Origin of the sequence: Raineyella sp. W15-4, assembly GCF_033170155.1 — a bacterium.
In the GTDB taxonomy this organism is placed as follows: domain Bacteria; phylum Actinomycetota; class Actinomycetes; order Propionibacteriales; family Propionibacteriaceae; genus Raineyella.
This window is the reverse complement of record NZ_CP137079.1, coordinates 1,879,885-1,901,660: the sequence shown is the minus strand read 5'-3', so window position 1 is coordinate 1,901,660 and position 21,776 is coordinate 1,879,885. Positions and strand designations below refer to the sequence as shown.

Here is a 21,776-nt window from a genome sequence, read left to right as displayed (position 1 = left end):
CTGCTCGGCACTGCTATTGTTAAGACAAATGAAGTCCTTGACCGGCCCAGCCGGTGGGACGTACGGAGTCGTGCGGGGCACGGCTCCAGGTGGGCCTCCTCTCGCACGCCGAACGGGCACCCTCGTGGTGTCCGAGAAGGAGGAAGCAATGTCCACCGAACTGATCCAGCGGACCCCGGGGACCGCTCCCACGGCCACCCCGTCCTTCGAAGGCCCCGCACCGATGACTGTGATCATCGGCATCGTCGCGCTGCTCCTCGGCATCGCGATGACCCTGGTGGGTCCCGCCGTCCTGTTGGTCCTCGGCCTCGGCGTCGTGGTCACCGTCGTCGGTCTCGCGGCGTCCTGGGCCGCCGTGATGCTGGTGCGATGAGCTACCGACGCGCCCCGGGCGGACCTGGGACGCGACGTACGAGTTCGGGCTGACGAAGTGGAGAACTCCGCCAGCCCGAACTTACTTTGTCGATCCGGTCGACGCCGGTCGGTCAGACCGCGTCGGGGGCGATCTCTTCGGCCTCCGCGCCGCGACGGGACCGGCCCAGCGTGGTCATGAAGTGCTCCTCGAGTCGTTCCAGAGTGATGCCATGACTCTCCGGCACGTTTGTGGCGATGAAGACCACCGCCAGCGCGTTCACCCCGGCGAAGGCGAAGAAGGTGCCGAAGCCGATCGCCTGGGTGAGCATCGGGAACACCTGGGCGATGACCATGTTCGTGCCCCAGAGCAGGAAGACGGTGACGCCGATCATCGCGCCGCGCATCCGCAGCGGGAAGATCTCGGAGACCATCAGCCACACCAGCGGCCCCGCGGTGCCCTGCATGATGAAGACGAACAGGACGATGATCCCCAGCAGCAGCCAGCGGCGGGCCGGGTCCGCGGTGTCCATCTGGGTGCCGACCACGCCGGCCAGCACGTGCGCGATCGTGATGGCGGCGAACCCGAAGATCAGGACGGCGCGGCGGTTGAAGCGGTCGATCACGAAGTTCAGTGCGATAAGCATGGCCGACACCGAGGCGACGCCGCTGAAGACGTTGACGATCAGGGCGATCTGGTGGGAGAAGCCGGCATCCTGCAGGACCAGCTCGCCGTAGTACATCATCGAGTTGATCCCGGTGAGCTGCTGGAACATCGCCAGGCCGATGCCGATCAGCAGCAGCCGCCGCATCCACGGGGTGCGGATGACCTCGCTGAGGTGGCCGGACTGCTCCTCACGGGCGATCTGGGCCAGTTCACGCACCTCCGCCATCTCGGCGACGGCCCGCTCCTCGCTCCGCACCTGGCGCAGCACATCGAGCGCCTCACGGTCGCGTCCCTGCAGGACGAGCCAGCGCGGGCTCTCCGGCATCCGCAGCATGCCGAGGAAGAGCACGATCGCCGGCAGGGCCGCGACGACCATCATGTAGCGCCAGGTGTGCGGCGTCGCCGCGAACACGTTGCCGATGATGGCGTTGATCAGGAAGGCGAGGAACTGGCCGGTGACGATCATCAGCTCGTTGCGGCTGACGATCGACCCGCGCTGCTCGAACGGGGCGATCTCACCCAGGTAGACCGGGACGGTCACCGAGGCTCCGCCGACCGCCAGGCCGAGCAGGAACCGGAAGGCGAGCAGCACCTCGTAGTTCCACGAGGCGACGACGCCGACCGCCGCGACGAAGAACATCACCGCGAGCACGACGATCAGCCGCCGGCGCCCGACCTTGTCCGAAAGACGACCGCCGACGAGGGCACCGATGGCGGCGCCGGCGAGCAGGATGGAGGTGATCAGACCGACCTCCGCGGCGGACAGCTCCGCACCGGGCGAGCCGGTCAGGACGGGGTCGATCTTCATGAACCCCAGGGCACCGTTGAGGACACCGGTGTCGTACCCAAAGAGCAGGCCACCGAAGGTGGCGATGACTGCGACCCATCCGAGCCGGCGGCTGTAGGGGCCACGCCCCAGGGCGGGCAGCTCGGTACTCGCGCCGGATGAGCTACTGGTGGTTGTTGACACGTCATTTCTCCTGTCCGGTCCGTGGATGCACCCCGGACCTTCGAGGCCCTTATCGGTGGTCGACACGACCGAACCGCCATACGGCCTCATTGCCTGTGTGGGGCCGAGGGGCGACGTGTTCACCACTCGGCTTGCCCTCGACGGTAGTTGGCGCGCTCCAAATTTGTCAAGACATAAGGAAGTAAAACGTCCGAACAAATTGTTGAGCCGTCAGGATCTGGGCGGGGCGGTAGTCGACCGTACGTGCAGCGAGGTGGCCACCCGGGCCGTCCGGGCCGGGCGATGCGGATCCTCCAGCCGGTCGACCAGGAACCGGCCGGCCTGCACCCCGACGGCGTAGTTGCCGTTGTCGACCGAGGTGAGGGAGATGTGCCGGACCCGGGCGAGGTAGGTGTTGTCGTAGCCGACCAGGGACAGCTGGGCCGGCACCTTCACCCCTGCGTCGGCGGCCGCCGACAGGGCGCCCACCGCGGAGATGTCGTTGAAGGCGAAGATGGCGGTGGGGGGCTCGTCCAGCGCCAGCAGTCGCCGGGTGGCGGCGTAGCCGCTCTCCTCGCTCATCCCGCCGGCCTCGGCGTAGCGCTCCGGGTCCAGGCCGGCGGCCCGCATCGCCGTACGGAAGCCGTCGCGGCGCAGGCCGCCGACATCGCCGGGCCCCCACAGATGGGCGATCCGCCGGTGCCCCAGGGTGATCAGGTGGTCGGTGGCCAGCCGGCCGCCCGCCTCGTCGTCGTCGACGGCGACGTCGGCGTACGGCAGGGGAGGGTTCCGGGTGCCGGCGAGGACGATCGGCAGCAGGGCGGCCGCCTCGGTGAGGGCCGGCCCGTCGGGGGTGGTGCCGACCACCACGATGCCGTCCACGCCCAGGCCGGTGAGGGAGTCCACCGGGTCGCCGCCGACCAGGCGGACGGTGGCGCTGTCGGACAGCACCGGGGTGAGGTCGGCGGCCTGCAGGATGCTGGTGAGCCCCTCCAGCAGGTCGACGAACCACGGGTTGCGCAGATCGTTGAGCAGCACCCCGACCGCGCCGGACCGCGAGCTGGACAGGGTCCGGGCGGCGCGGTTGGGGCGGTAGCCCAGCTCGGCCATCGCCTCGATGACGGCACGGCGGCGCTGGTCGCTGACGTGCGGGTCACCGCGCAGCACCAGGGAGACGAGCGACTTCGAGACTCCGGCCCGCTCGGCCACGTCCCGGATGGTCACGGTGTCCGAACGCTCCGCCATCAGTCGTCCCGTCCCCTCCGTGCGTGTCCCGGCACCGACGATACCGCCGGTCAGGACGGCTCGTCGTCGACACCGCGGGCGACCAGCGCCTCGCCCATCGCGTCGGCCTCGCGCAGGGCGCGGACGACCAGCGGGACGGCGAAGGCCTTCCAGCTCGTCCCGACCCCGCGGGCCAGCTGAGCCTCGCGCACCTGGGCGGCCAGATCGGCCACCAGCGGGACACAGCGGATGCCGAGGGTGAGCATCAGACCGACCCGGTCCGGGTCCACCCCCAGCCGGCGCAGCGGCCCGACCACCCGCACCACGGCGTCGATCAGCGCCGAGGTGGGCGTGGTGAGGGTGACCAGGGCGGCGGTGAGCACCAGCAGCACGATGGTGCAGGTGACCACCACCGCGCGCTGCCAGGACGTGGCCCAGACGTGATAGGCAGCGGTGAAGGCCAGCAGCCACAGCATCGGCCGGAGCTGCCGGACGACGACCCGCGGGCCGATGCCGGCCAGCGCGTACGCCCCCAGCAGCGCGGCCAGCAGGGCGAGCACCAGCCACCAGTAGGTGAGGAAGACCGAGGAAGCACCGAGCACCAGCAGGGCGAGCAGCTTCGGGCCGGCCGGGATCCGGTGCAGCGCGCTGGTGCCGGGCCGGTAGAGGCCGAGAGTGGACTGCATCAAGCCGCCATCAGCTCCCGGTAGTGGGCCAGCGCGGCCGCCGGTGCGTCGTCGGCGACCAGCCGGCCGTCGTCGAAGACGAGCACCCGGTCGAAGGACTCCAGCAGGTGCAGGTGGTGGGTGACCAGCAGCACCGACTGGTCCAGCCCGGCCACCACCTCGCCGATGATCCGCGCGTTGCGCAGATCGAGCAGGGTGGTCGGCTCGTCCATCACCAGGATGTCGGGGCGGGTGACGAGCACCGAGGCGAGGGCGAGCAACTGCTTCTGCCCACCGGAGAGCAGATGAGCCGGATGGTCGGCGTGGCCGGCCAGACCGAACCGGTCCAGCAGCTCGCCGACCCGGCGCTGGATCTCGTCGGCGGGCAGCTTGCTGCGACGCAGCCCGAAGGCGACGTCCTCGGCAACCGTCGGCATGATGATCTGGTTGTCCGGGTCGGTGAAGAGGAAACCGACGTGCTTGCGGATCTCCCGCGCCTGGCTGGCGGTGTCCCGACCGTCGACGAGGATCCTGCCCCGGGTGGGGACGATCAGGCCGTTCACCATCCGGGCGAAGGTCGACTTGCCGGACCCGTTGTGGCCCACGATGCCCACCCGGCGCTCGGTCAGCCGCACCGACAGGTCCCGCAGCACCGTCCGGGCGGCGGGTCCGTCGCCGTACGTGTGGGTGACGTGGTCGGCCTCGATCAGCACCGTTCGACCACCATGGCGATGCCCTGGCCGGAGCCGGCCGAGACGGCGGCCAGGCCGAAGCGGCCTTGGCTCTGGCGGACCAGCTGGGCGAACAGCCGGGTGATCACCACCGCACCGGAGGCGCCCCACGGGTGGCCGAAGGCGATCGCGCCGCCCTGGCGGCAGATCCGTTCGGGATCCAGGTGCAGGGCGGAGCAGGCGACCAGCACGTTGGAGGCGAACGCCTCGTCGAACTCGATCGCGTCGAACTGGTCCAGCTTCAGCCGGGTGGCGTAGAGGACCTTCTCGATCGCCGGCACGATGCCCCAGCCGACCCGGGCGGGGTCACAGCCGAAGGTCGCGCTGGCGGTGACCCGCAGCCCCGGCCTGCGCAGCCGGCGCTGGCTGGCGCCGTCGATCATCAGCACCGCGGCGGCGCCGTCGTCGATCACCGACGGGTCGGCGTCCTCCCAGCTGAGGTCGTCGGTGCTCACCCCGCCGACGGGGACGATCTCGTGGCCGAACAGGTCTTTGTCGGCGGAGGTGGCGGCCCGGGTGCGGGAGCGCTCGGCGTACGCCCGGCGCTGCTCGCGGGTGATCCGGAACTCATCCGCGAGGGCATGCGCGGCGTCGGCCATCGCCGGGTTGACCGGCTCCTGCGCCTGCGAACCCGCCTCCACCCCACCGGCGATCATGTAACCGGGAGTGTTGACCGAGACGAGCTTGTCGGCCGCGTAGTCGATGGCGGACAGGCCGGAGGCCCGGCCGCGCTCGACCGACAGTGCCGACACCTCGACCGGCACTCCCGCCTGGCGGAGGGCGTCCCGGCCCAGGCCGACCCGGCCGAAGGCGTGCCCGATCACGACGTCACGCAACAGCTCCGGCTGGGGGCAGGCCCGGTACAGGCGCTCCAGCAGCGGAGCCAACAGGTCGGCAGCGGTGAACTGCGCCAGCGGCCCGCCGTTGTGGGCCAGCGGCGTCCGAACAGCGTCGATGATGACCGCGTTGTTGATCACTGCATCCTCCAGGGCATGACGACGGGACGGGGGCGGCCCCGCTGTCTGCACCCTATCGTCCGGTACGGCGCCGACGTCGGCCACGACCTCAGGCCTCGGCGTGGTGGGCCGCCTCTTCCGGGGCCGGCCGGGCGCCGCGCCAGGGCAGCAGGCCGGGGTAGGCGGCGTGCACCCCCTTGGCGATCAGCGTGGCGGCGACCACCTTGATCGAGTCGCCGATCAGGTAGGGCAGGTTCGCGGCGACGGCGGCCGGCAGGGACAGATGGGCGACGGCCATCATGCCGGCGATGCCGAAGGCGTACATCAGCACCATGCCGCCCAGCACGTTGATCAGCAGCCCCCAGCCGATGGAGTACGGGGCGCCCTTGCGGTAGGTCGCCCAGCCGATCACCCCGGCGCAGACCACGTAGCCGACCAGGAAGCCGACGGTCGGGCTGGCGAACACGCCGATGCCGCCGCGGCCCCCGGCCAGCAGCGGCAGGCCGATGGCGACCAGGGCGACGAAGAGCAGCTGGGAGAGGAAGGCACGGCGGCCGCCGAGGATGGTGCCGGCCAGGATGATGCCGAACGACTGGGCGGTGATCGGGGCCGGGGAGAACGGCGTGTAGAACGCCGGGATGAGTCCGAGTGCGGCGGTGACGCCGGCGAAGACGGCGATCAGCGCGAGGTCACGGGCAGGAGTGCGGGTGTGGGCCACTTCGAGTCCTTGGGTCGTGGGACGGACACCGCGAGTGTAAGGTCCGGGACCCGTCGACTTGTACAGCGTTCAGGTGGTGAACAGCGTTCAGGTCGTGCCGGGCCGGTCAGGGGGTGACGGCGCTGTCGCCGCCGACCATGCCAGCCCGGTCGAAGGCCTGCGCCGCCAGCCAGCGACCGAGCGCGATCTGCTCCTCGGCCTTGTGGAAGTCCAGCGTGCCGAGCGAGTCGCGGGGGACCGTCACCACCACGTCGGGCGGGAAGGAGGCGAACTGGTAGCGCTGCACGATCGTCTGCATCGTCTCCAGCGCCATCGTCATCACGTCGGTCGTCCGCAGCCCGGGCGGCATCTCCCCGAACAGTTCCTCCACCGAGGGGGCTGCGGAACCGGACGGAAGGGTGCGGCCGCGGCCGACCATCAGGGAGGCGAGCGTACGCAGCGGCTCGGCCTCCATCAGGTGCCCCATGGTCTGGCGCAGCCGGGACGTCCACTCCTCCTCGGGCTGCTCGTCGGCCGAGGTCCGCACCGGCAGGGCGGCGCCACGGTGGGGTTCGTAGCCGTCCAGGGTGACGGCGAGGGTGATGTCGGCGGGGGCGGAGGCCAGCACGCTGACCGGCACCTGGTTGAGCACCCCGCCGTCGACGAGCAGCCGCCCGTTGAGGACGACGGGTGGGAAGACTCCCGGTATCGCGATGGAGGCGCGGACGGCTGGACCGATCGGGCCCTCCTGGAACCACACCTCGCGTCGGGTCCACAGGTCGGCGGCGACCGCGGTGAACGGGATGGGCAGATCCTCGATCCGCTCCACCTCGATGATCTCGGCGACCCGCTGGAGCACCCGGTCGATCTTGACGGTGCTCGGGCCGCGGAGGTTCGGATCCATCAGGCGGAGCACCTCGCGTTGCGTACGCAGCTCGAGCGCCCAGTCGGTGAAGGCGTCGAGATGCCCGGAGGAGTAGAGGGCGCCGACGATCGCCCCCATGGACGTGCCGGCGATCCGGGTGACCCGGTAGCCGCGGTCCCGGAGCTCGGCGACCACACCGATGTGAGCGTATCCGCGGGCGCCGCCACCGCCGAGGGCGATCGCCACGTTGTTGCCTGTCGTGTTCCCTGTTGCCAGGGCTTCGTTCGCCGTTGCCACGAGATCGATGCTAGGCGACCCGGTGGCGCGATTGGCGCGATCAGGGCCGGGGTAGTAGGGTTGCCACTCGTGGCCGCGGCGAGATCCGCGGCTCACGGGCTGTAGCGCAGCTTGGTAGCGCACCTGACTGGGGGTCAGGGGGTCGCAGGTTCAAATCCTGTCAGCCCGACCTTGTGAGGCTTACTGCAAACAGCGCCCCATTGCACGGGCGCTGGAGCTTTCAGGGCCCGTGAAGTAAAGGAGTCGTCCTTCGGGACGGCTCCTTTCTTCGTTGGGTGGTGGGTGTTCCAGGTGTGCTGGGCGATGGCGGGCAAGTCGCCGGGCGGTGCCCCGACGAGCGTGGCGTGGTAGATCGTCTGGACGGTGAACAGGTCGCCCAGTGGATCTTCGAGGTCGTGGTCGATGATCTCGTCGTGGTCGATAAAGATCCGCTTGAAGATGGCCTGATTGAGGCGGCGGCGGACTTCATCGCTGGCGTTCAGGTAGAGCTCATAGGGATTCTCGAGGAGTTGCAGGTTGGCCTCGATGAATGCGATGGCGTCGGTGAGACTGTCCGTTGTGGCGTTGAGCTGGGCGGTGATGCGTTCGCGCGAGGTGCCGATCTCGCGGAGCCTGGCGCGGATCATGTCCCGGGGGATGGTCACGTCGCCGATCAGGTCGAGGAGGTTCGCTTCCTGGGCGTCGAGGCGGGCCAGGTGACCGTCGAGCTGCTCCTTGAGGGCTCGTTGGGAAGCTTCCTGGTCGGCCAGCGCATCGGCCAGGGTCTGGCGCATGGCTTGCAGGAAGTCCGGGGAGAACTGGACGGTGCGGTAGTGCTCCTCGACGGCGCGTTCGATGCGCTGCAGGTTGGAGTACTTCGCGTCGCAGAGTCCGTCCTGGGTACCGCGGCAGAAGTAGTACAGGTACTCGTCGCCGTTGCGGGCGATGGTGCGCCGGACGATCATGCGTCGGATGGAGCCGTCACGGCGAAAGCAGGCGCCGCACCACAGGGTGCCCTTCAAGTAGTGGTTGACGACCCGGCGCCGCTCGCCGGAATGGCCTCGTGCGGCGATCAGATCTTGGACGTGGTCGAACAGGTCACGCTCGATCAGCGGTTCGTGCCGGCCGGGGTAGGCCTCATCTTTGTACGTGGGGGACCGCTGCAGGTTTGGTTGACTCCTGATACGAGCTGGTGGAGCTGGCTCATGGAAGGATCAACCCATGCCGAGGAAGTGCCCCGACGAGTTCCGCCGCGACGTCGTGCGCGCCGCGCGGGCCTCCGATGCCCCGGTCGAGCAGATCGCCCGTGATTTCGGTGTCTCGAAGTCCGCGTTGTGGATCGCACCGGGGTTGGTGGAGGGTCTGATCCAACGGAAGGATGCAGGCCATGCCAGCTCCGAAGAAGTACCCGATGAGATGCGTGAGCGCGCGGCCCGACTGGTCCGTGACAAGCTCGCCGAGACCCCTGGCTTGACCGTCACCCGGGCCTGCCGCCAGGTCGGCGAGCAGTTGGGCATCAACACCGACACGCTGCGCAACTGGGTCAAGCAGGCACGCATCGATGCCGGCGAGGCGCCCGGGACCACCACCGACGACGCGCAAAGAATCGCACAGTTGGAAAAGGAGAATCGCGAACTGCGGCGCGCGAACACGATTCTGCGCCAGGCGAGCGCGTATTTCGCGCAGGCGGAGCTCGACCGCCAATAGAAGACATCATCGGGTTCATCGACACCCATCGTGATGAACACGGGGTCGAGCCGATCTGCGTCACGCTGACCGAAGCCGACATCAGGATCGCCCCGTCCACCTACTACGCCAGTAAGTCACGCCCACCAGCGGCTCGCACGATCAGCGACGCCCTCCTCGATGAGCGCATCAAGGAGGTCCACACGGCCAACTACGGCGTCTACGGTCACCGCAAGGTCTGGAAGGAACTCAACCGAACCGACCCCGACCACCCGGTCGCCCGCTGCACCGTCCAACGTCGAATGCGGGCCCTGGGCCTGCAAGGAGTCTCACCGGCCCGCTCCACCCGCACGACCAGACCACGGGCAGCCGACCAGCGCCCTGACGACCTGCTGCGCCGGGACTTCACCGCCCCCGCGCCGAACAGGCGCTGGGTGGCCGACATCACTTACGTCGCCACCTGGGCAGGGTTCTGCTACGTGGCGTTCGTGATGGACCTGTTCAGCCGGCGCATTGTCGGCTGGCGGGTCTCGGCGAGCCTGCGCACCGACCTGGCCCTCGATGCCCTGGAACAGGCGATCTGGCAACGCCGGCGCGCTGGCCACGAAATGGAGAATCTGGTCCATCATTCCGACCATGGGTCGCAATATCTTGCGATTGCCTACACCCAACGATTAAAGGAAGCCGGAATAGAAGCTTCCGTCGGCAGCGTCGGGGATTCCTACGACAATGCCGCTGCCGAAGCGCTGAATCGCCTCTACAAGAAAGAACTCATCTGGCGCCAAGGCCCCTGGACCGGGCTCGACGCCGGCGAATACGCCACCCTCGAATGGGTCGACTGGTACAACAACCGGCGCCTCCACAGCTGGTGCAACGACCGACCACCAGCAGAACACGAGGACCTCTACTACGCTACAACCACCCCGCCGACGTCAGCAGACTCGGCAGAACTCGCCCTCCACTGAACCCGGTGCGATCCAGTCATGCCGTACACCTCCTTCGATGGTGGGGTGGTGATCACTTCAGGCGGTCGACGAGGTAGACCGCGCTGTTGAGGTCGAGGGACGGCTCGGCGTCTCGCACCGCCTTCACGGCCTTGACGGTGTTGTTGGAAGCCGACAGGCCCTTGGCGGACAGCACATCGGCCGCCCACTGCAGCGGGTCAATCCCCTTGGCAGCGGGGAAGGCCTTGTTGATCGAGTCGAGCGGGTTCGGGTTGCCGAAAATGTGTGCGGTCATGGGTGTGTCTCCCTCTCATTCGGGTGTTGTTGCTGGGATGCCGGCCGTGTCCTGTGGTAACTGGGATGCCGACGACCTCAGTGTTCCGAGGAGGTCAGGGTGCAACATCGTTCCTCCGGATCGTCCGATCGGAGAGCCCGGTGCTCATCCTACGGGTCGAATGGGTCGCGGACCATGACTCGCAGGCATCTGGGCATTGGTATGTCCCCTGAGCCGGTGTCACCGGGTCGTCATGCGGTCTATTGAGGGACTGTTGGCCGGGTTCCGTGGGTGTCGCGGTGAGGATGACGCTGATGCCGGGGCCGTCTGGGGAAGGGAGCACGTTGATCGCGAAGACCTGGGCGTCGAAGTGCGCTGAGGAAACGCCTGATTCGCCGACCGTGTTTCGCCCCGTCGACCAAGTCGCCGCCAGGTGCTTCGAGGCTTTTATTACTGACGATTATTGAACGAATCGTGAGCTTGTTGGTGTTGAGTATCTCGATCACGGTCACCCCTTTTTGGCTCCAATAATAATACCGGTCAAACTACACCGGTATTAGAATCGGGTGCGTGGTCAGACTGCCCCTCACGCCGGAGGACATTCAGCGCGGCGAGCAGCTCGGCGCGATGCTGCGTCAGGCGCGAGGTGAGCGTACGATGGTGCAGGTCGCCCTGGAGGCGGGCATCTCCCCGGAGACGTTGCGGAAGATCGAGTCCGGGAGGGTGGCCACGCCGTCCTTTCCCACCATCGCCGCGATCGCCGATGTGTTGGGGTTGTCGCTGGATGAGATCTGGGCCGACCTCCGTCACGGCTCCGGGACGGCAGCACCCGGCCGTACGACCTTGGCCACAGCCTGACACGGCTTCGAGGCGAACGAGATCCCGGCCTCCCTCCGGCGCGACTCGACGTGACAGCGTGCCGCGGCACCGTCGGACCGACTAGGGTCGAGGGGTGAGCGACCAAACACCTGGTGTCGTGGATGCCGTGGCGACGTCCGAGAGCGAGGCCGATCCTGATCGGGAGACCGAGGAGCGGGCCTCGTTCGCCGACCTGGGTCTCGATGACAAGATCCTCAGGGCGTTGCGGGACTTGGGCTACGAGTCGCCCTCGCCGATCCAGGCGGCGACAATCCCCGCGCTGCTGGCAGGCCATGACGTCATCGGCCTGGCCCAGACCGGCACGGGCAAGACCGCCGCGTACGCGCTGCCCATCCTCGAGCGCCTCGACCGGAAGCAGAAGGCGCCGCAGGCGCTGGTGCTCGCCCCGACTCGCGAGCTGGCCCTGCAGGTCGCCGAGGCGTTCGAGAGCTACGCGGCCCAGCTGCGGGATGTCCGTCTGCTGCCGGTGTACGGCGGGCAGGGCTACGGCGTCCAGCTCAGCGCCCTTGCTCGCGGCGTCCACGTGGTCGTGGGCACACCCGGACGCATCATCGACCACCTCGACCGCGGCACGCTCGACCTATCCGAACTGCGTTACCTGGTGCTCGACGAAGCCGACGAGATGCTCAATATGGGATTCGCCGAGGACGTCGAGCGGATCCTCGCCGACACGCCGACGGACAAGCAGGTCGCGCTGTTCTCGGCGACCATGCCCAGGCAGATCCGGGCGCTGTCGAAGAAGTACCTGACCGATCCACTGGAGGTGAGCGTCAAGGGCACCACCTCGACCGCCGCGAACGTCACCCACCGCTATCTGGTCGTGTCCTATCCGCAGAAGGTGGACGCGCTCACCCGCATCCTCGAGGTGGAGAACTTCGAGGGCATGATCGTCTTCGTCCGCACCAAGAACGAGACCGAGACGCTGGCCGAGAAGCTGCGGGCCCGTGGATTCTCTGCGGCCGCCATCAACGGCGACATCGCCCAGGCGGCGCGGGAGCGGACGATCAACCAGCTCAAGTCGGGCAAGCTCGACATCCTCGTCGCCACCGATGTCGCCGCTCGCGGGCTCGACGTGGACCGGATCAGTCACGTGGTCAACTTCGATATCCCGACCGACACCGCGTCGTACGTCCATCGCGTCGGGCGCACCGGCCGGGCCGGACGCAGCGGCGATGCCATCTCGTTCGTCACGCCGCGCGAGCGCCGCCTGCTCCGTGACATCGAGAAGGCCACCCGGCAGACCCTGACCCAGATGGACCTGCCGACCGTCGAGGACATCAACGCCACCCGCCTGACCCGGTTCGACGACGCGATCAGCACAGCACTGGAGACCCCCGAGCGGATCGATTTCTTCCGCGACGTGGTGACCCACTACGTCCGCGAGTACGACGTCCCGGAGGTGGACGTCGCCGCGGCTCTGGCCGCCGTGTTGCAGGGCGACGAGCCGATGCTGCTGGAACCCGAGCCCGAGCCGACGCGCCCCCCTTCCCGTGACGACAGGAAGGGGCGCCGCGAGCGCGGCGCGGGAGAGGAGGACGCTCGCGGGTCCCGGGATCGCCGTGACGATCGAGGCGGGCGGCCGGGCAGGGGCGGGCGCCGATCCGCCGGTGATCTCGTCGCCTACCGCATCGCTGTCGGGCGCCGGCAGCAGGTCTCTCCACGACAGATCGTCGGTGCACTGGCCAACGAAGGTGGGCTGGGACGGGACGACTTCGGCCGGATCGACATCCGTGCCGACCACTCGCTGGTCGAGCTGCCGGCGACGCTGCCGCCGGACGTCTGGGAGGCGCTGCGGTCCACCCGCATCTCGGGCCAGCTCATCAAGCTCGAACTGGACCGGGGCCGTCCGTGGCGAAACGACCGGCGGCGCCCGCCTCGCGACTGAGCCCAGGGCTACTGGCCCGCTGCGGTCACGCTGGTGGCACAGGGGCTCAAGTGGCCGGGAGCGTGAGGATTTCTGCGCTGGTCTCGGTGATCGCGATGGTGTGCTCGCTGTGTGCGGTCCGACTTCCGGTGGCGCTGCGGAGGGTCCACCCGTCGGGGTCGGTGACGAGTTCGTCGGTGTCGGCCATCACCCACGGTTCGAGCGCCAGGAGGAGCCCGGGACGGAGCCTGTATCCGCGTCCGGGGCGGCCCGCGTTGGCCACGTGAGGGTCTTGATGCATGGTGGACCCGATGCCGTGACCGCCGAACTCGCGATTGATGGCATATCCGGCCTCGGAGAGCACGCGCTCGATCGCATGGGAGATGTCACCGATGTGGGCGCCCGGGGCGGCGGCGCGGATTCCCGCGGCGAGCGCACGCTCGGTCGCGGCGATCATCGTCACATCCTCGTCGCGCGCGTTGCCGACGATGAAGCTGATTGCGGCGTCCGCGGCGACACCGTCCCTGACCACCGCGAGATCGAGAGTCAACAGGTCGCCGTCGGTGAGCCGGTAGTCGTGCGGCAAGCCGTGCAGGACCGCGTCGTTGACCGCCGTGCAGATGTAGTGCCCGAAGGGCCCCCGCCCGAAGGAGGGCGCGTAGTCGATGTAGCAGGAGGTGGCGCCGGCACGGAGGATCATCTCCTTCGTCCATTGATCGATCTCCAGCAGATTCGTGCCGACCGCACACCGGGCCTTGAGAGTCTGGAGGATGGTGCCGACGAGGCGCCCGGTCTCCCTGGCGCGCGCAAGCTTGTTGATGTTGAGTATCTCGATCACGGTCACCCCTTTCAGGCCCCAATAATAATACCGGTCAAACTACACCGGTATTAGAATCGGGTGCGTGGTCAGACTTCCCCTCACACCGGAGGACCTTCGGCGCGGCGAGCAGCTCGGCGCGATGCTGCGTCACGCGCGAGGTGAGCGCACGATGGTGCAGGTCGCCCTGGAGGCGGGCATCTCCCCGGAGACGTTGCGGAAGATCGAGTCCGGGAGGGTGGCCACGCCGTCCTTCCCCACCATCGCCGCGATCGCCGATGTGTTGGGGTTGTCGCTGGATGAGATCTGGGCCGACCTCCGCCACGGCTCCGCGACGGGAGCTTTGGGCCGTGCGACGTTGGCGACGGCCTGACGGCCGCCTCGCGACAGTCAGAGCGGTGGCGTCCCAGCCGACACCAGTGAATACGTAACCCCCGAGCCGTCCGCCGGACCGGCCGGCCCGCTGCTAGATTCGGCGCGTGCTGGTGACTGTATCGTTGACGGGCCCGGACGCTCCGGCGCTCGGCCACCTGTTGCACAAGCATCCCGACCGGGTGCAGACGTTCGCGTTGCCCGTGGGCGAGGCGACGGTCTTCTACCCGGAGTCCTCCGCGGAGCGGGTCACGGCGGCGTTGCTGCTGGAGGTCGATCCGATCGGGATGGTGAAGCGGCGACTGACGTCGCGCGAGGGTCTGGCGCTGACCGATTACGTCACCGATCGCCCGTACGCCGCGGCGTCGATGCTCGCCGTCGCGATCGGCCGGGTCTTCACCACGGCGATGAACGGGCGCTGCGACTCCTTCCCCGAACTGGCGGCATCGCCGCTGCCGCTGGAGATCCGTGTCCCGGCTGTGCCGGCACGCGCGACCGCAGGTGGTGATCCACTGGCGGGCGGGCAGCTGGTCCGGGAACTGTTCGAGCCGCTGGGCTGGCAGGTGCGGGCGGCCGAGGCGCCGTTCGGACCGGAGGGCAGCTGGGGGCCGGCGCCGTACGTCGACCTGACGTTGACCGGGTCGGTGCGACTGGCGGATGCGCTGTCACACCTGTACGTGCTGCTGCCGGTGCTGGACAATGCCAAGCACTATTGGGTCGGGTCGGACGAGGTCACCAAGCTGGTGCGCCGCGGCGAGGGCTGGCTGGCCGACCACCCGCGGCGCGAGCTGATCGTACGACGCTACCTGGCTGCCCGGCGCGACTACGTGGAGGACGCGACCCAGCGGCTCGCGGCGCTGGATGACTCGCCGGTCGATGAGCCAGGCGACGATGCCGAGGAGGAGACGGCCGCCCCGTTGAAGGTGCAGCGCCTGGAGGCGGTGATGGGAGTGGTCCACGAGGTCGGCGCCCGACGCGTGGTCGACCTGGGCTGCGGCGAGGGCTACTACCTGCGGGTGTTGCTCGCCGATCCGGCGATCACCGACGTGGTGGGGGTGGACGTGTCGCCCCGGGTGCTGGCGAAGGCGGAGCGGCGGCTGGGCCTCGACCGGCTCCCCGACCACCAGCGGGACAAGATCACCCTGCGGCAGTCCTCGGTGATCTACCGGGACGATCAGTTGGCCGGGTTCGACGCCATCCTGCTGGTGGAGGTCATCGAGCACCTGGAGCCGGATCGGATCGCGTCGTTGGAGGCCAGCGTGTTCGGCGCCGCCCGACCGGCTCATGTCGTGGTGACGACGCCGAATCGGGACTACAACCCGGTCTACGGCCTGGCGGACGGCGGCCGGCGCCACCCCGATCACCGGTTCGAGTGGACCCGGGCCGAGTTCGCCGACTGGGCGCACGGGGTGGCCGAGCGTCGCGGCTACCGGGTGGAGTTCCGCGCCGTCGGCGCCGTCGACCCTGTGGCCGGCCCGCCCACCCAGCTGGCGTTGTTTGCTCGGGAGGCCCGGTGAGTGATCTGCATATCCCCGCACTCGCACTGGTCGCCCTGGTCGGCGTCTCCGGCTCGGGGAAGTCGACCTTCGCCGCGCAGGCGTTCGCACCGTTCGAGGTGCTCAGCTCCGACTACTGCCGAGCGCTGGTGAGCGGGGACGAGAACGATCAGGCTGCCACGGCCGACGCCTTCGATGTCCTGCACTACATCGCCGGCAAGCGGTTGGACCGAGGCCTGCTGACCGCGGTGGATGCCACCAACACCTCCCGCGAGGCCCGTGCCAGCCTGGTGAAGCTGGCTCGCGACCACGACGTCCTCCCGGTGGCGATCGTCCTGGACGTCCCCACCGACGTCGCGATCGAACGCAACCGGACCCGGCCCGACCGTGCCTTCGGTGACGGCCCGATCCGGCGCCAAGCCTCCCAGTTGCGCACGTCGATCCGCGGGCTGGGGCGGAAAGGCTTCCGCACGGTCCACGTGCTGTCGAGCGTCGCGGAGGTGGCGGACGCGAGGATCGTACGGGAGCGGCTGCTGAACGATTATCGCGACCAGCACGGCCCGTTCGACATCATCGGCGACGTGCACGGCTGCCTCGACGAACTCCTGGCGCTGCTCGACCGGCTGGGCTACGCCGTCACCCGGGACCGGGACGGCACCGCGGTCGACGCCACCCACCCGGAGGGCCGGCGGGTGGTCTTCGTGGGCGACCTGGTCGACCGCGGTCCCTCTTCGGTCGGCGTGCTGCGACTGGCGATGGGGATGACTGCGGCCGGCCACGCGCTGGCAGTGCCCGGCAACCACGAGAGCAAGCTGATCCGGGCCCTGGACGGCCGCGCGGTCCAGGTCTCCCACGGGCTGGAGCGCACCCTGGCGGAGTTGGCCGAGGAGTCCGAGGAGTTCCGTGTCGCGGTGCGGGAGTGGTGCTATCGGCTGGTGTCCCACCTGGTCCTGGACGACGGCCGGCTCGTCGTCGCGCACGCCGGGCTGAAGGAGGCCTATCACGGCCGTACATCCGGCCGGGTGCGCGCCTTCGCGCTGTACGGGGACACCACGGGCGAGACCGACGAGTACGGGCTGCCGGTGCGCTACCCGTGGGCCGAGGAGTATCGCGGCCGCGCGATGGTGGTCTACGGGCACACCCCGACGCCCACCCTCGACTGGGTCAACAACACCCTGTGTGTCGACACCGGCTGCGTGTTCGGCGGACGGCTCTCTGCGCTGCGGTACCCGGAGCGAGAGACCGTCCAGGTCGATGCGTACGCCGTCCACTACGAACCTGCCAAGCCGTTCCCGGCCGTGGCGGCCGCCCCTCGGGGTGAGGACGAACTCCGCCTCGACGACGTCGTCGGCAGACGCGCTGTCGAGACCGGAGCACTGGGGCGGGTCACCATCACCGCTGAGAACGCCGCCGGTGCCCTGGAGGTGATGAGTCGGTTCGCGCTCCACCCGCGGCTCGTGCCGTATCTGCCGCCGACCATGTCGCCGGTCGCCACCTCGCAGCGCGATGGTTACCTCGAACACCCCGACGAGGCGTTCAGCCAGTTCGCCGAGTGGGGGATCGACCGGGTCGTGTGCGAGGAGAAGCACATGGGCTCGCGGGCCGTGGTCTACCTCACCCCGGACGGCGGGGCGGTCTACACCCGCACCGGACGGGCCTTCTTCCCCTCCGATCTCACCGCCACCCTGCTGGCGCGCGTCCGCGATGCGGTGTCCCGGGCGGGCGTGTTCGACGAGTTGGGCACCGACTGGCTGCTGCTGGACGCCGAGCTGCTGCCCTGGTCGGCCAAGGCCGGACCACTGTTGCGCGAGCAGTACGCCCCCGTCGGCGCCGCCGCGCTGATGGCGCTTCCCCCCGCGCTCGAGGCGCTCACCGCCGCCCGGGCGCGTGGCCTCGACGTCGGACCACTGCTGGCCCGCACCACGGCACGTCTGGAGAACGCCCGGGCGTACGACGCCGCCTGGCAGCGCTACGCGTGGCCGACCGACGGGCTCGACGGCGTCGAACTCGCCGTCTTCCAGGTGCTGGCCGCCTCCGGGGCGTCCTTCGCAGATCACGACCACGACTGGCATCTGGCGATTGCCGACCGGCTGGTCACCGCGGACCCGGGTTTGTTCCGGACGACCCGCCGCCACCATGTCGACACCGGTGACCCCGCCGATCGGGCGGCCGGCGTCGAGTGGTGGGAGGCCATCACCGAGGCCGGCGGCGAGGGCATGGTGGTCAAGCCGCTCGGCAACCTGACCCGTACGACTCGGGGTCACCTGGCCCAGCCCGGACTCAAGGTCCGTGGACGCGAGTACCTCCGCATCATCTACGGGCCGGACTACACCGAGCCGGAGAACCTCAGCCGGCTCCGCGACCGCAACCTCGGGCGCAAGCGGTCCCTCGCCCTGCGCGAATACGCCCTCGGCCTGGAAGCCGTCGACCGGCTGGTCGCCGGCGAACCCCTGTGGCGGATCCACGAGGCCGTGTTCGGCGTGCTCGCCCTCGAATCCGAACCCGTCGACCCGCGTCTCTGACACCGCGGGCCCGCCCCAGGGCGAAGCCAGACGATCGGGGTGCTCACCACGATCCCGCACGTCGTTGGAGTATTGCCGAATATCCGCCACGTCACGACACCTGAGCCCAGGACGGGCCGGGTTCCGCTCGTGGGCCCAGGAGGGAGTGGTCAGCTTGACCTGACACGCCGCGCCAGGGGGCGGATCAGAACGACCAGCCCCACAGTGCCGGTGACCGCTGCCGCCGACGTGCCTGCCGCCAGGCTGACGACCTGGCCGATCGGATCGAACCCGGGCGGGATGATCAACCCGCGATAGGTGCTGAGGGCGAGATAGGCGACCAGGCCTGGCACCGCAACGGCGCCGAAGAAGCCAATTACGCCGCCCGATCGGGTGGCGGCCAGAATCGCCGACAGCACGGCCACCGCGACGAGACTCAGGATGACGTAGTAGACGGTCCAGACGATGAAGTTCAGCAGGTCGATCTGGCCAGGCGCCGGTGGAATCGTCGTGCTGTAGGTGCCACCGGCGAGGTCAGCGACCTCGTAGGCCAGGACAGCGGGGACCAGGAACGCCAGGCCGCGGCGAACGGACATCTTGAAGTTCTTGCCGGTCAGACAGGCCGCGTATCCTGCGAGCAACCAGCACCACCCGGCCCCCAGGACTTTCGATATATATTCGTGGCCCGGCCCAAAGCCATGGTTGAGTGCCCCGACTCCAGGGCTGGTAGTCTCTGAGACCTGGGCGGTGGGGCTCGCCCATGAAATCGTTGCTCTGCGACCAACAGTCCCTACCTGTATTACCCGTACTGGCGAGACCGTGCGGTGAGGTAGGTGCGGTCGCATCGTGGTCTCCGCCGCGCTCATCCATCACAGCATCGGACCCGTCCGGGCCGGGTCCGTTTACCATCCGTGCGCGGGCTTCCTGCTCGAGCACATGCCAGGAGGTTGCTGTGATCAACAACGCGGTCATCATCGACGCAGTACGCACGCCCTTCGCCCACAACGGCGGCTCACTCGCCGGTGTGGCCCCGGCCAACCTTGCCGCCCCTGTGCTGAAACACCTCTACGAGGCGTGCCCGGCTCCCGAACATTTCCGCGACGTCATCCTCGGCCACGCGTTCGGCCGAGTCGGTCTGGGACGTGATGCCCTGGAAGCTGCCGGTGTACCCGACGAAGTGCCCGCCGTGTCGCTCGAGCGTGGCCGGGCCTCCGGTCTGTCCGCCATCGACTATGCCGCGGACAAGCTCGTCTCGGTCAACAACCCCGGCTACATCATCGCCGGCGGGGTCGAGTCCGGGTCGTCGGCGAACGAGCCGATCAACCCGTCGATGGCCGAGGCGGCTGACCGGCTCGCCGAGGAGTACCACGTCACTCGCGACCGGCGCCTCGGCTACGCCGAGCGCTCCCGTCGCCGGGCGACCGACGCGGCAGCCGGTGGAGTCTTTGCTGCGGAGATCGTGCCGGTCGGCAAGGTGTCGGTGGATGACCCGGTCGATCCCGCAGCGGATCCGTCCGTGATCGACGACGGCGCCGCGGCGGTGTTGATGGTCGACGGATCCACCCATCGGCGTGACCGCCGTCCCGGCCTGCGGGTGACGGCCAGCGCGGCCTTCGGCTGCGACCCGGCGCGGGTCGGCTGGGGCATCGTTCCCGCCATTGAGAAGGTCCTCTATTCCACTCGCCTGAAGATCGCGCAGTTCGACGTGATCGAGTTCGACGAGGCCTTCGCGGCGAACGTACTCGTCGCCTGCTCGGTGCTGCGGATCGATGAGGAGCAGGTGTGTCGTGAGGGTGGCGCGCTCGCCTTCGGTCATCCCTGGGGTGCCTCTGGTGCGGTCGTGATGACGCGGCTGTTCAGCCAGATCGTCCGTGAGGATGGAGGGCGCTTCGGCCTGGCCGCCGTGTCGGCCGGATCGGGCCAGGGGCTCGCGATGGTGGTCGAGCGCTGCTGACGCGGACAGCCACATCGCGGCCTGTCGTTAACGTCCGCAGCTGGATTTCGCCGGGTGTCCCGTCTGCACACGGGTACGGGGACACTCCCCGAGAGGAGTGCCCCCGTAGGCCGCCGGGCGGACGATCTGGGTCGGCCGAGTGCTGATGGAGGTGGCCATCGCATTGCCGGTGTCGTGGAAGCCGTTGGTGAAGTCAAAGCCAACGGCTGTGGCAATCACGAGGAGAAGCAGCAGTAGTTCAACACTCACGTGTTGATGCTTGACTCCAGGCGTGTCATGGCGGGAGATGTGATGCATGAAACATCAATAGTGATTCGATGAACTCCCGGTGAACGGCCGGTGAAGCATGCCGGACCAGACGGGGCCGGCCCGGCCTCCTGCGGCGGTCAGATCTCGGACGTGGTCGAGCAGGTCCCGGTCACCCCCATGGTCAAACCCTGTGCAATCCCGTATGATCGCCATACATGAATCCGGAAATCGCCCGCCAGCATGAAGCGAATATTCAGTCTGAACTGGATATTATTGGCGAGCTCCAGGATCAGCTACATCGGCGATTCCCTGACGGTATCGAAGCGGGTATCGCGCAGTACCGGGAATGGCTGCGCAGCGAGCTGACCTACACATCGAACGCACTCGAGGGAAGCACCCTCTCCAGCATAGAAACGCGCATGGTCATCGAGGATGATGCGATCATCCCGGACAAGTCCCTCCGCGAGCACCTCGAAGCGCGTGACCACGCGATCGCCTGGGACTACGCCACCGATGTGCTGCAGAACCAGCCCGAGATTTCCGAAGCTGACATCCTCTCTCTCCATCGGCGCGTGCTCTACAGCACCAACAACACGGAAGCCGGATTCCTCCGCCGTACCGGCGTACGGGTAGCCGGCTCGCAGACCATTTTCCCGACCCCGCTGAAGGTCCCCGATCTCGTCGCCGCATTGGTCGAGAGCATCAACCATCTGCCTGCCGAACTGCATCCGATCGTCCACGCCGCTCATGTGCACCTCGACTTCGTGAAGATCCATCCCTTCGTCGATGGCAACGGACGCACTGCACGCCTCCTCATGAACGTGCTGCTGCGCCGCGCGGGATTTCCGGCTGTCCCGATCTACCCGAAAGATCGCCGCGAGTATCTTACGGCGATCGAACAGGCCGACACCGACGCAGGTGGAGCTTTCACTGCGCTCATCGCCCGTTCCGAACGCGAGACGATGGAGCAGTTGCTCGATGACGGGACAGCGGCGGAAAATGAACGCTGACCCGATGCTCGCAGCCGAGTGCTGACCACGGTGCTGGCTACGGCGTCTCACCGGCTCGGGGCAAGGAGGCCAGGTGTTTTTCGAGATCACTGATCGTGTCGCACCCGCAACGTTGGCGAGAATCACGGGTGGACTGTATGTGTCGTTCATTGCGGTCTCCGTGCTCGCCGATGCGCTCGGGCACATCGGGTTGGGAGATGCGCAGCAGATGTACGGTGCACTGACCACGAGTCCCGGGTTGTTCCGCCTGGGTCTCGTGGCAGCGTTCGTGTCCGCTTTCCTCTTCCTGATGACCGCGTGGGGTCTCTACGTCCTGCTACGCACCGTCAACACGGACCTGTCGTTGCTC

At 68.5% G+C, this 21,776-nt stretch carries 20 protein-coding genes, 1 tRNA gene, 1 pseudogene and 1 other annotated feature; of the genes and pseudogenes, 11 read left to right on the top strand and 11 right to left on the bottom strand.

Translation table 11 applies throughout. The features are described from left to right. Positions 1 to 148 precede the first annotated feature (148 nt). Positions 149 to 373, top strand: a complete 225-nt coding sequence (locus R0145_RS08905) for a hypothetical protein (protein WP_317840035.1) — start codon at positions 149 to 151, stop codon at positions 371 to 373. 112 nt (positions 374 to 485) lie between these two features. Here R0145_RS08905 and R0145_RS08900 read toward each other — a convergent pair whose 3' ends face one another. The 7 genes from R0145_RS08900 to R0145_RS08870 all read right to left on the bottom strand — a co-directional run bounded on the left by R0145_RS08900 (position 486) and on the right by R0145_RS08870 (position 7,402). Continuing rightward, the gene (locus R0145_RS08900; protein ID WP_317840034.1) at positions 486 to 1,988 is read right to left on the bottom strand and encodes a sugar porter family MFS transporter; all 1,503 of its coding nucleotides are present in this window, start codon (positions 1,986 to 1,988) and stop codon (positions 486 to 488) included. A 210-nt stretch (positions 1,989 to 2,198) separates the two neighbouring features. After that, a complete protein-coding gene (locus R0145_RS08895) occupies positions 2,199 to 3,212 on the bottom strand; it encodes a LacI family DNA-binding transcriptional regulator (RefSeq protein WP_317840032.1) in 1,014 nt (337 codons plus the stop codon). A gap of 50 nt (positions 3,213 to 3,262) precedes the next feature. Then, a complete protein-coding gene (locus R0145_RS08890; protein WP_317840031.1) occupies positions 3,263 to 3,877 on the bottom strand; it encodes an energy-coupling factor transporter transmembrane protein EcfT in 615 nt (204 codons plus the stop codon). Then, positions 3,877 to 4,569 (bottom strand): ABC transporter ATP-binding protein, encoded by a 693-nt coding sequence (locus tag R0145_RS08885; RefSeq protein ID WP_317840030.1) that lies wholly within the window; start codon positions 4,567 to 4,569, stop codon positions 3,877 to 3,879. Before R0145_RS08885 ends, R0145_RS08890 begins: the two co-directional genes overlap by 1 nt. Beyond that, a complete protein-coding gene (locus tag R0145_RS08880) occupies positions 4,563 to 5,564 on the bottom strand; it encodes a thiolase family protein (protein WP_317840029.1) in 1,002 nt (333 codons plus the stop codon). Before R0145_RS08880 ends, R0145_RS08885 begins: the two co-directional genes overlap by 7 nt. Before the next feature lie 88 nt (positions 5,565 to 5,652). Further along, a complete protein-coding gene (locus R0145_RS08875) occupies positions 5,653 to 6,261 on the bottom strand; it encodes a biotin transporter BioY (protein ID WP_317840028.1) in 609 nt (202 codons plus the stop codon). 106 nt (positions 6,262 to 6,367) lie between these two features. Beyond that, a complete protein-coding gene (locus R0145_RS08870; RefSeq protein WP_317840027.1) occupies positions 6,368 to 7,402 on the bottom strand; it encodes a patatin-like phospholipase family protein in 1,035 nt (344 codons plus the stop codon). Between the two features lie 95 nt (positions 7,403 to 7,497). Between R0145_RS08870 and R0145_RS08865 the strand changes: the two genes are divergently transcribed. Then, positions 7,498 to 7,571, top strand: a tRNA-Pro gene (locus R0145_RS08865). On the opposite strand, the gene R0145_RS08860 is transcribed toward R0145_RS08865, so the two are convergent. Beyond that, on the bottom strand, positions 7,537 to 8,403 hold the full coding sequence (locus tag R0145_RS08860) for a hypothetical protein (RefSeq protein WP_317840026.1): 867 nt from the start codon (positions 8,401 to 8,403) through the stop codon (positions 7,537 to 7,539). The genes R0145_RS08865 and R0145_RS08860 overlap by 35 nt on opposite strands. A 394-nt stretch (positions 8,404 to 8,797) precedes the next feature. Here R0145_RS08860 and R0145_RS08855 point away from each other — a divergent pair. Next, a protein-coding gene (locus R0145_RS08855; protein ID WP_317840194.1) for an IS3 family transposase occupies positions 8,798 to 10,032 on the top strand; the annotation gives its coding sequence in 2 pieces (ribosomal slippage) (positions 8,798 to 9,065 and positions 9,065 to 10,032; 1,236 coding nt in all). After that, positions 9,052 to 9,183, top strand: a sequence feature (AL1L pseudoknot). It overlaps the preceding gene by 132 nt. A 52-nt stretch (positions 10,033 to 10,084) precedes the next feature. On the opposite strand, the gene R0145_RS08850 is transcribed toward R0145_RS08855, so the two are convergent. Then, complete coding sequence (locus R0145_RS08850) at positions 10,085 to 10,306, bottom strand: hypothetical protein (protein ID WP_317840025.1); 222 nt, start codon at positions 10,304 to 10,306, stop codon at positions 10,085 to 10,087. 549 nt (positions 10,307 to 10,855) lie between these two features. Between R0145_RS08850 and R0145_RS08845 the strand changes: the two genes are divergently transcribed. Both R0145_RS08845 and R0145_RS08840 read left to right on the top strand, forming a co-directional pair. Further along, positions 10,856 to 11,143, top strand: a complete 288-nt coding sequence (locus R0145_RS08845; protein ID WP_317840023.1) for a helix-turn-helix transcriptional regulator — start codon at positions 10,856 to 10,858, stop codon at positions 11,141 to 11,143. Positions 11,144 to 11,237: 94 nt separating this feature from the next. Then, positions 11,238 to 13,049: a DEAD/DEAH box helicase gene (locus tag R0145_RS08840; RefSeq protein ID WP_317840022.1), complete on the top strand. Its 1,812-nt coding sequence runs from the start codon at positions 11,238 to 11,240 to the stop codon at positions 13,047 to 13,049. 46 nt (positions 13,050 to 13,095) lie between these two features. Here the strand turns inward: R0145_RS08840 and map are convergent, their stop codons facing one another. After that, entirely contained in the window at positions 13,096 to 13,866 is a 771-nt protein-coding gene (map, locus tag R0145_RS08835) for a type I methionyl aminopeptidase (RefSeq protein WP_317840193.1), read from the bottom strand. 64 nt (positions 13,867 to 13,930) lie between these two features. Between map and R0145_RS08830 the strand changes: the two genes are divergently transcribed. The 3 genes from R0145_RS08830 (at position 13,931) to R0145_RS08820 (ending at position 18,235) form a co-directional block, all read left to right on the top strand. Continuing rightward, complete coding sequence (locus tag R0145_RS08830) at positions 13,931 to 14,218, top strand: helix-turn-helix transcriptional regulator (RefSeq protein ID WP_317840021.1); 288 nt, start codon at positions 13,931 to 13,933, stop codon at positions 14,216 to 14,218. A 106-nt stretch (positions 14,219 to 14,324) separates the two neighbouring features. Then, the gene (locus tag R0145_RS08825; RefSeq protein WP_317840020.1) at positions 14,325 to 15,734 is read left to right on the top strand and encodes a 3' terminal RNA ribose 2'-O-methyltransferase Hen1; all 1,410 of its coding nucleotides are present in this window, start codon (positions 14,325 to 14,327) and stop codon (positions 15,732 to 15,734) included. Then, entirely contained in the window at positions 15,731 to 18,235 is a 2,505-nt protein-coding gene (locus tag R0145_RS08820) for a polynucleotide kinase-phosphatase (protein ID WP_317840019.1), read from the top strand. The genes R0145_RS08825 and R0145_RS08820 overlap by 4 nt, the downstream gene beginning before the upstream one ends. Positions 18,236 to 18,384: 149 nt before the next feature. On the opposite strand, the gene R0145_RS08815 is transcribed toward R0145_RS08820, so the two are convergent. Next, complete coding sequence (locus R0145_RS08815) at positions 18,385 to 18,810, bottom strand: hypothetical protein (RefSeq protein WP_317840018.1); 426 nt, start codon at positions 18,808 to 18,810, stop codon at positions 18,385 to 18,387. Between the two features lie 356 nt (positions 18,811 to 19,166). Here R0145_RS08815 and R0145_RS08810 point away from each other — a divergent pair, with 356 nt between their 5' ends. From R0145_RS08810 to R0145_RS18415, 3 genes and pseudogenes are all read left to right on the top strand, one after another. Further along, positions 19,167 to 20,168, top strand: coding sequence for a thiolase family protein (locus R0145_RS08810; RefSeq protein ID WP_317840016.1), 1,002 nt, complete (start codon positions 19,167 to 19,169; stop codon positions 20,166 to 20,168). Positions 20,169 to 20,632: 464 nt separating this feature from the next. Further along, complete coding sequence (locus R0145_RS08805) at positions 20,633 to 21,427, top strand: Fic family protein (RefSeq protein WP_317840014.1); 795 nt, start codon at positions 20,633 to 20,635, stop codon at positions 21,425 to 21,427. Positions 21,428 to 21,500: 73 nt separating this feature from the next. Beyond that, a pseudogene (locus tag R0145_RS18415) lies at positions 21,501 to 21,770 on the top strand (DUF4386 family protein); the annotation flags it as partial. Between the last annotated feature and the right edge of the window lie 6 nt (positions 21,771 to 21,776).

What these genes read in the sequence shown, in the direction of transcription:
- R0145_RS08815 (WP_317840018.1), bottom strand. Translation starts at nt 18,810, where the DNA reads ATGTCCGTTCGCCGCGGCCTGGCGTTCCTGGTCCCCGCTGTCCTGGCC.
- R0145_RS08895 (WP_317840032.1), bottom strand. Translation starts at nt 3,212, where the DNA reads ATGGCGGAGCGTTCGGACACCGTGACCATCCGGGACGTGGCCGAGCGG.
- R0145_RS08890 (WP_317840031.1), bottom strand. Translation starts at nt 3,877, where the DNA reads ATGCAGTCCACTCTCGGCCTCTACCGGCCCGGCACCAGCGCGCTGCAC.
- R0145_RS08905 (WP_317840035.1), top strand. Translation starts at nt 149, where the DNA reads ATGTCCACCGAACTGATCCAGCGGACCCCGGGGACCGCTCCCACGGCC.
- R0145_RS08850 (WP_317840025.1), bottom strand. Translation starts at nt 10,306, where the DNA reads ATGACCGCACACATTTTCGGCAACCCGAACCCGCTCGACTCGATCAAC.
- R0145_RS08805 (WP_317840014.1), top strand. Translation starts at nt 20,633, where the DNA reads ATGAATCCGGAAATCGCCCGCCAGCATGAAGCGAATATTCAGTCTGAA.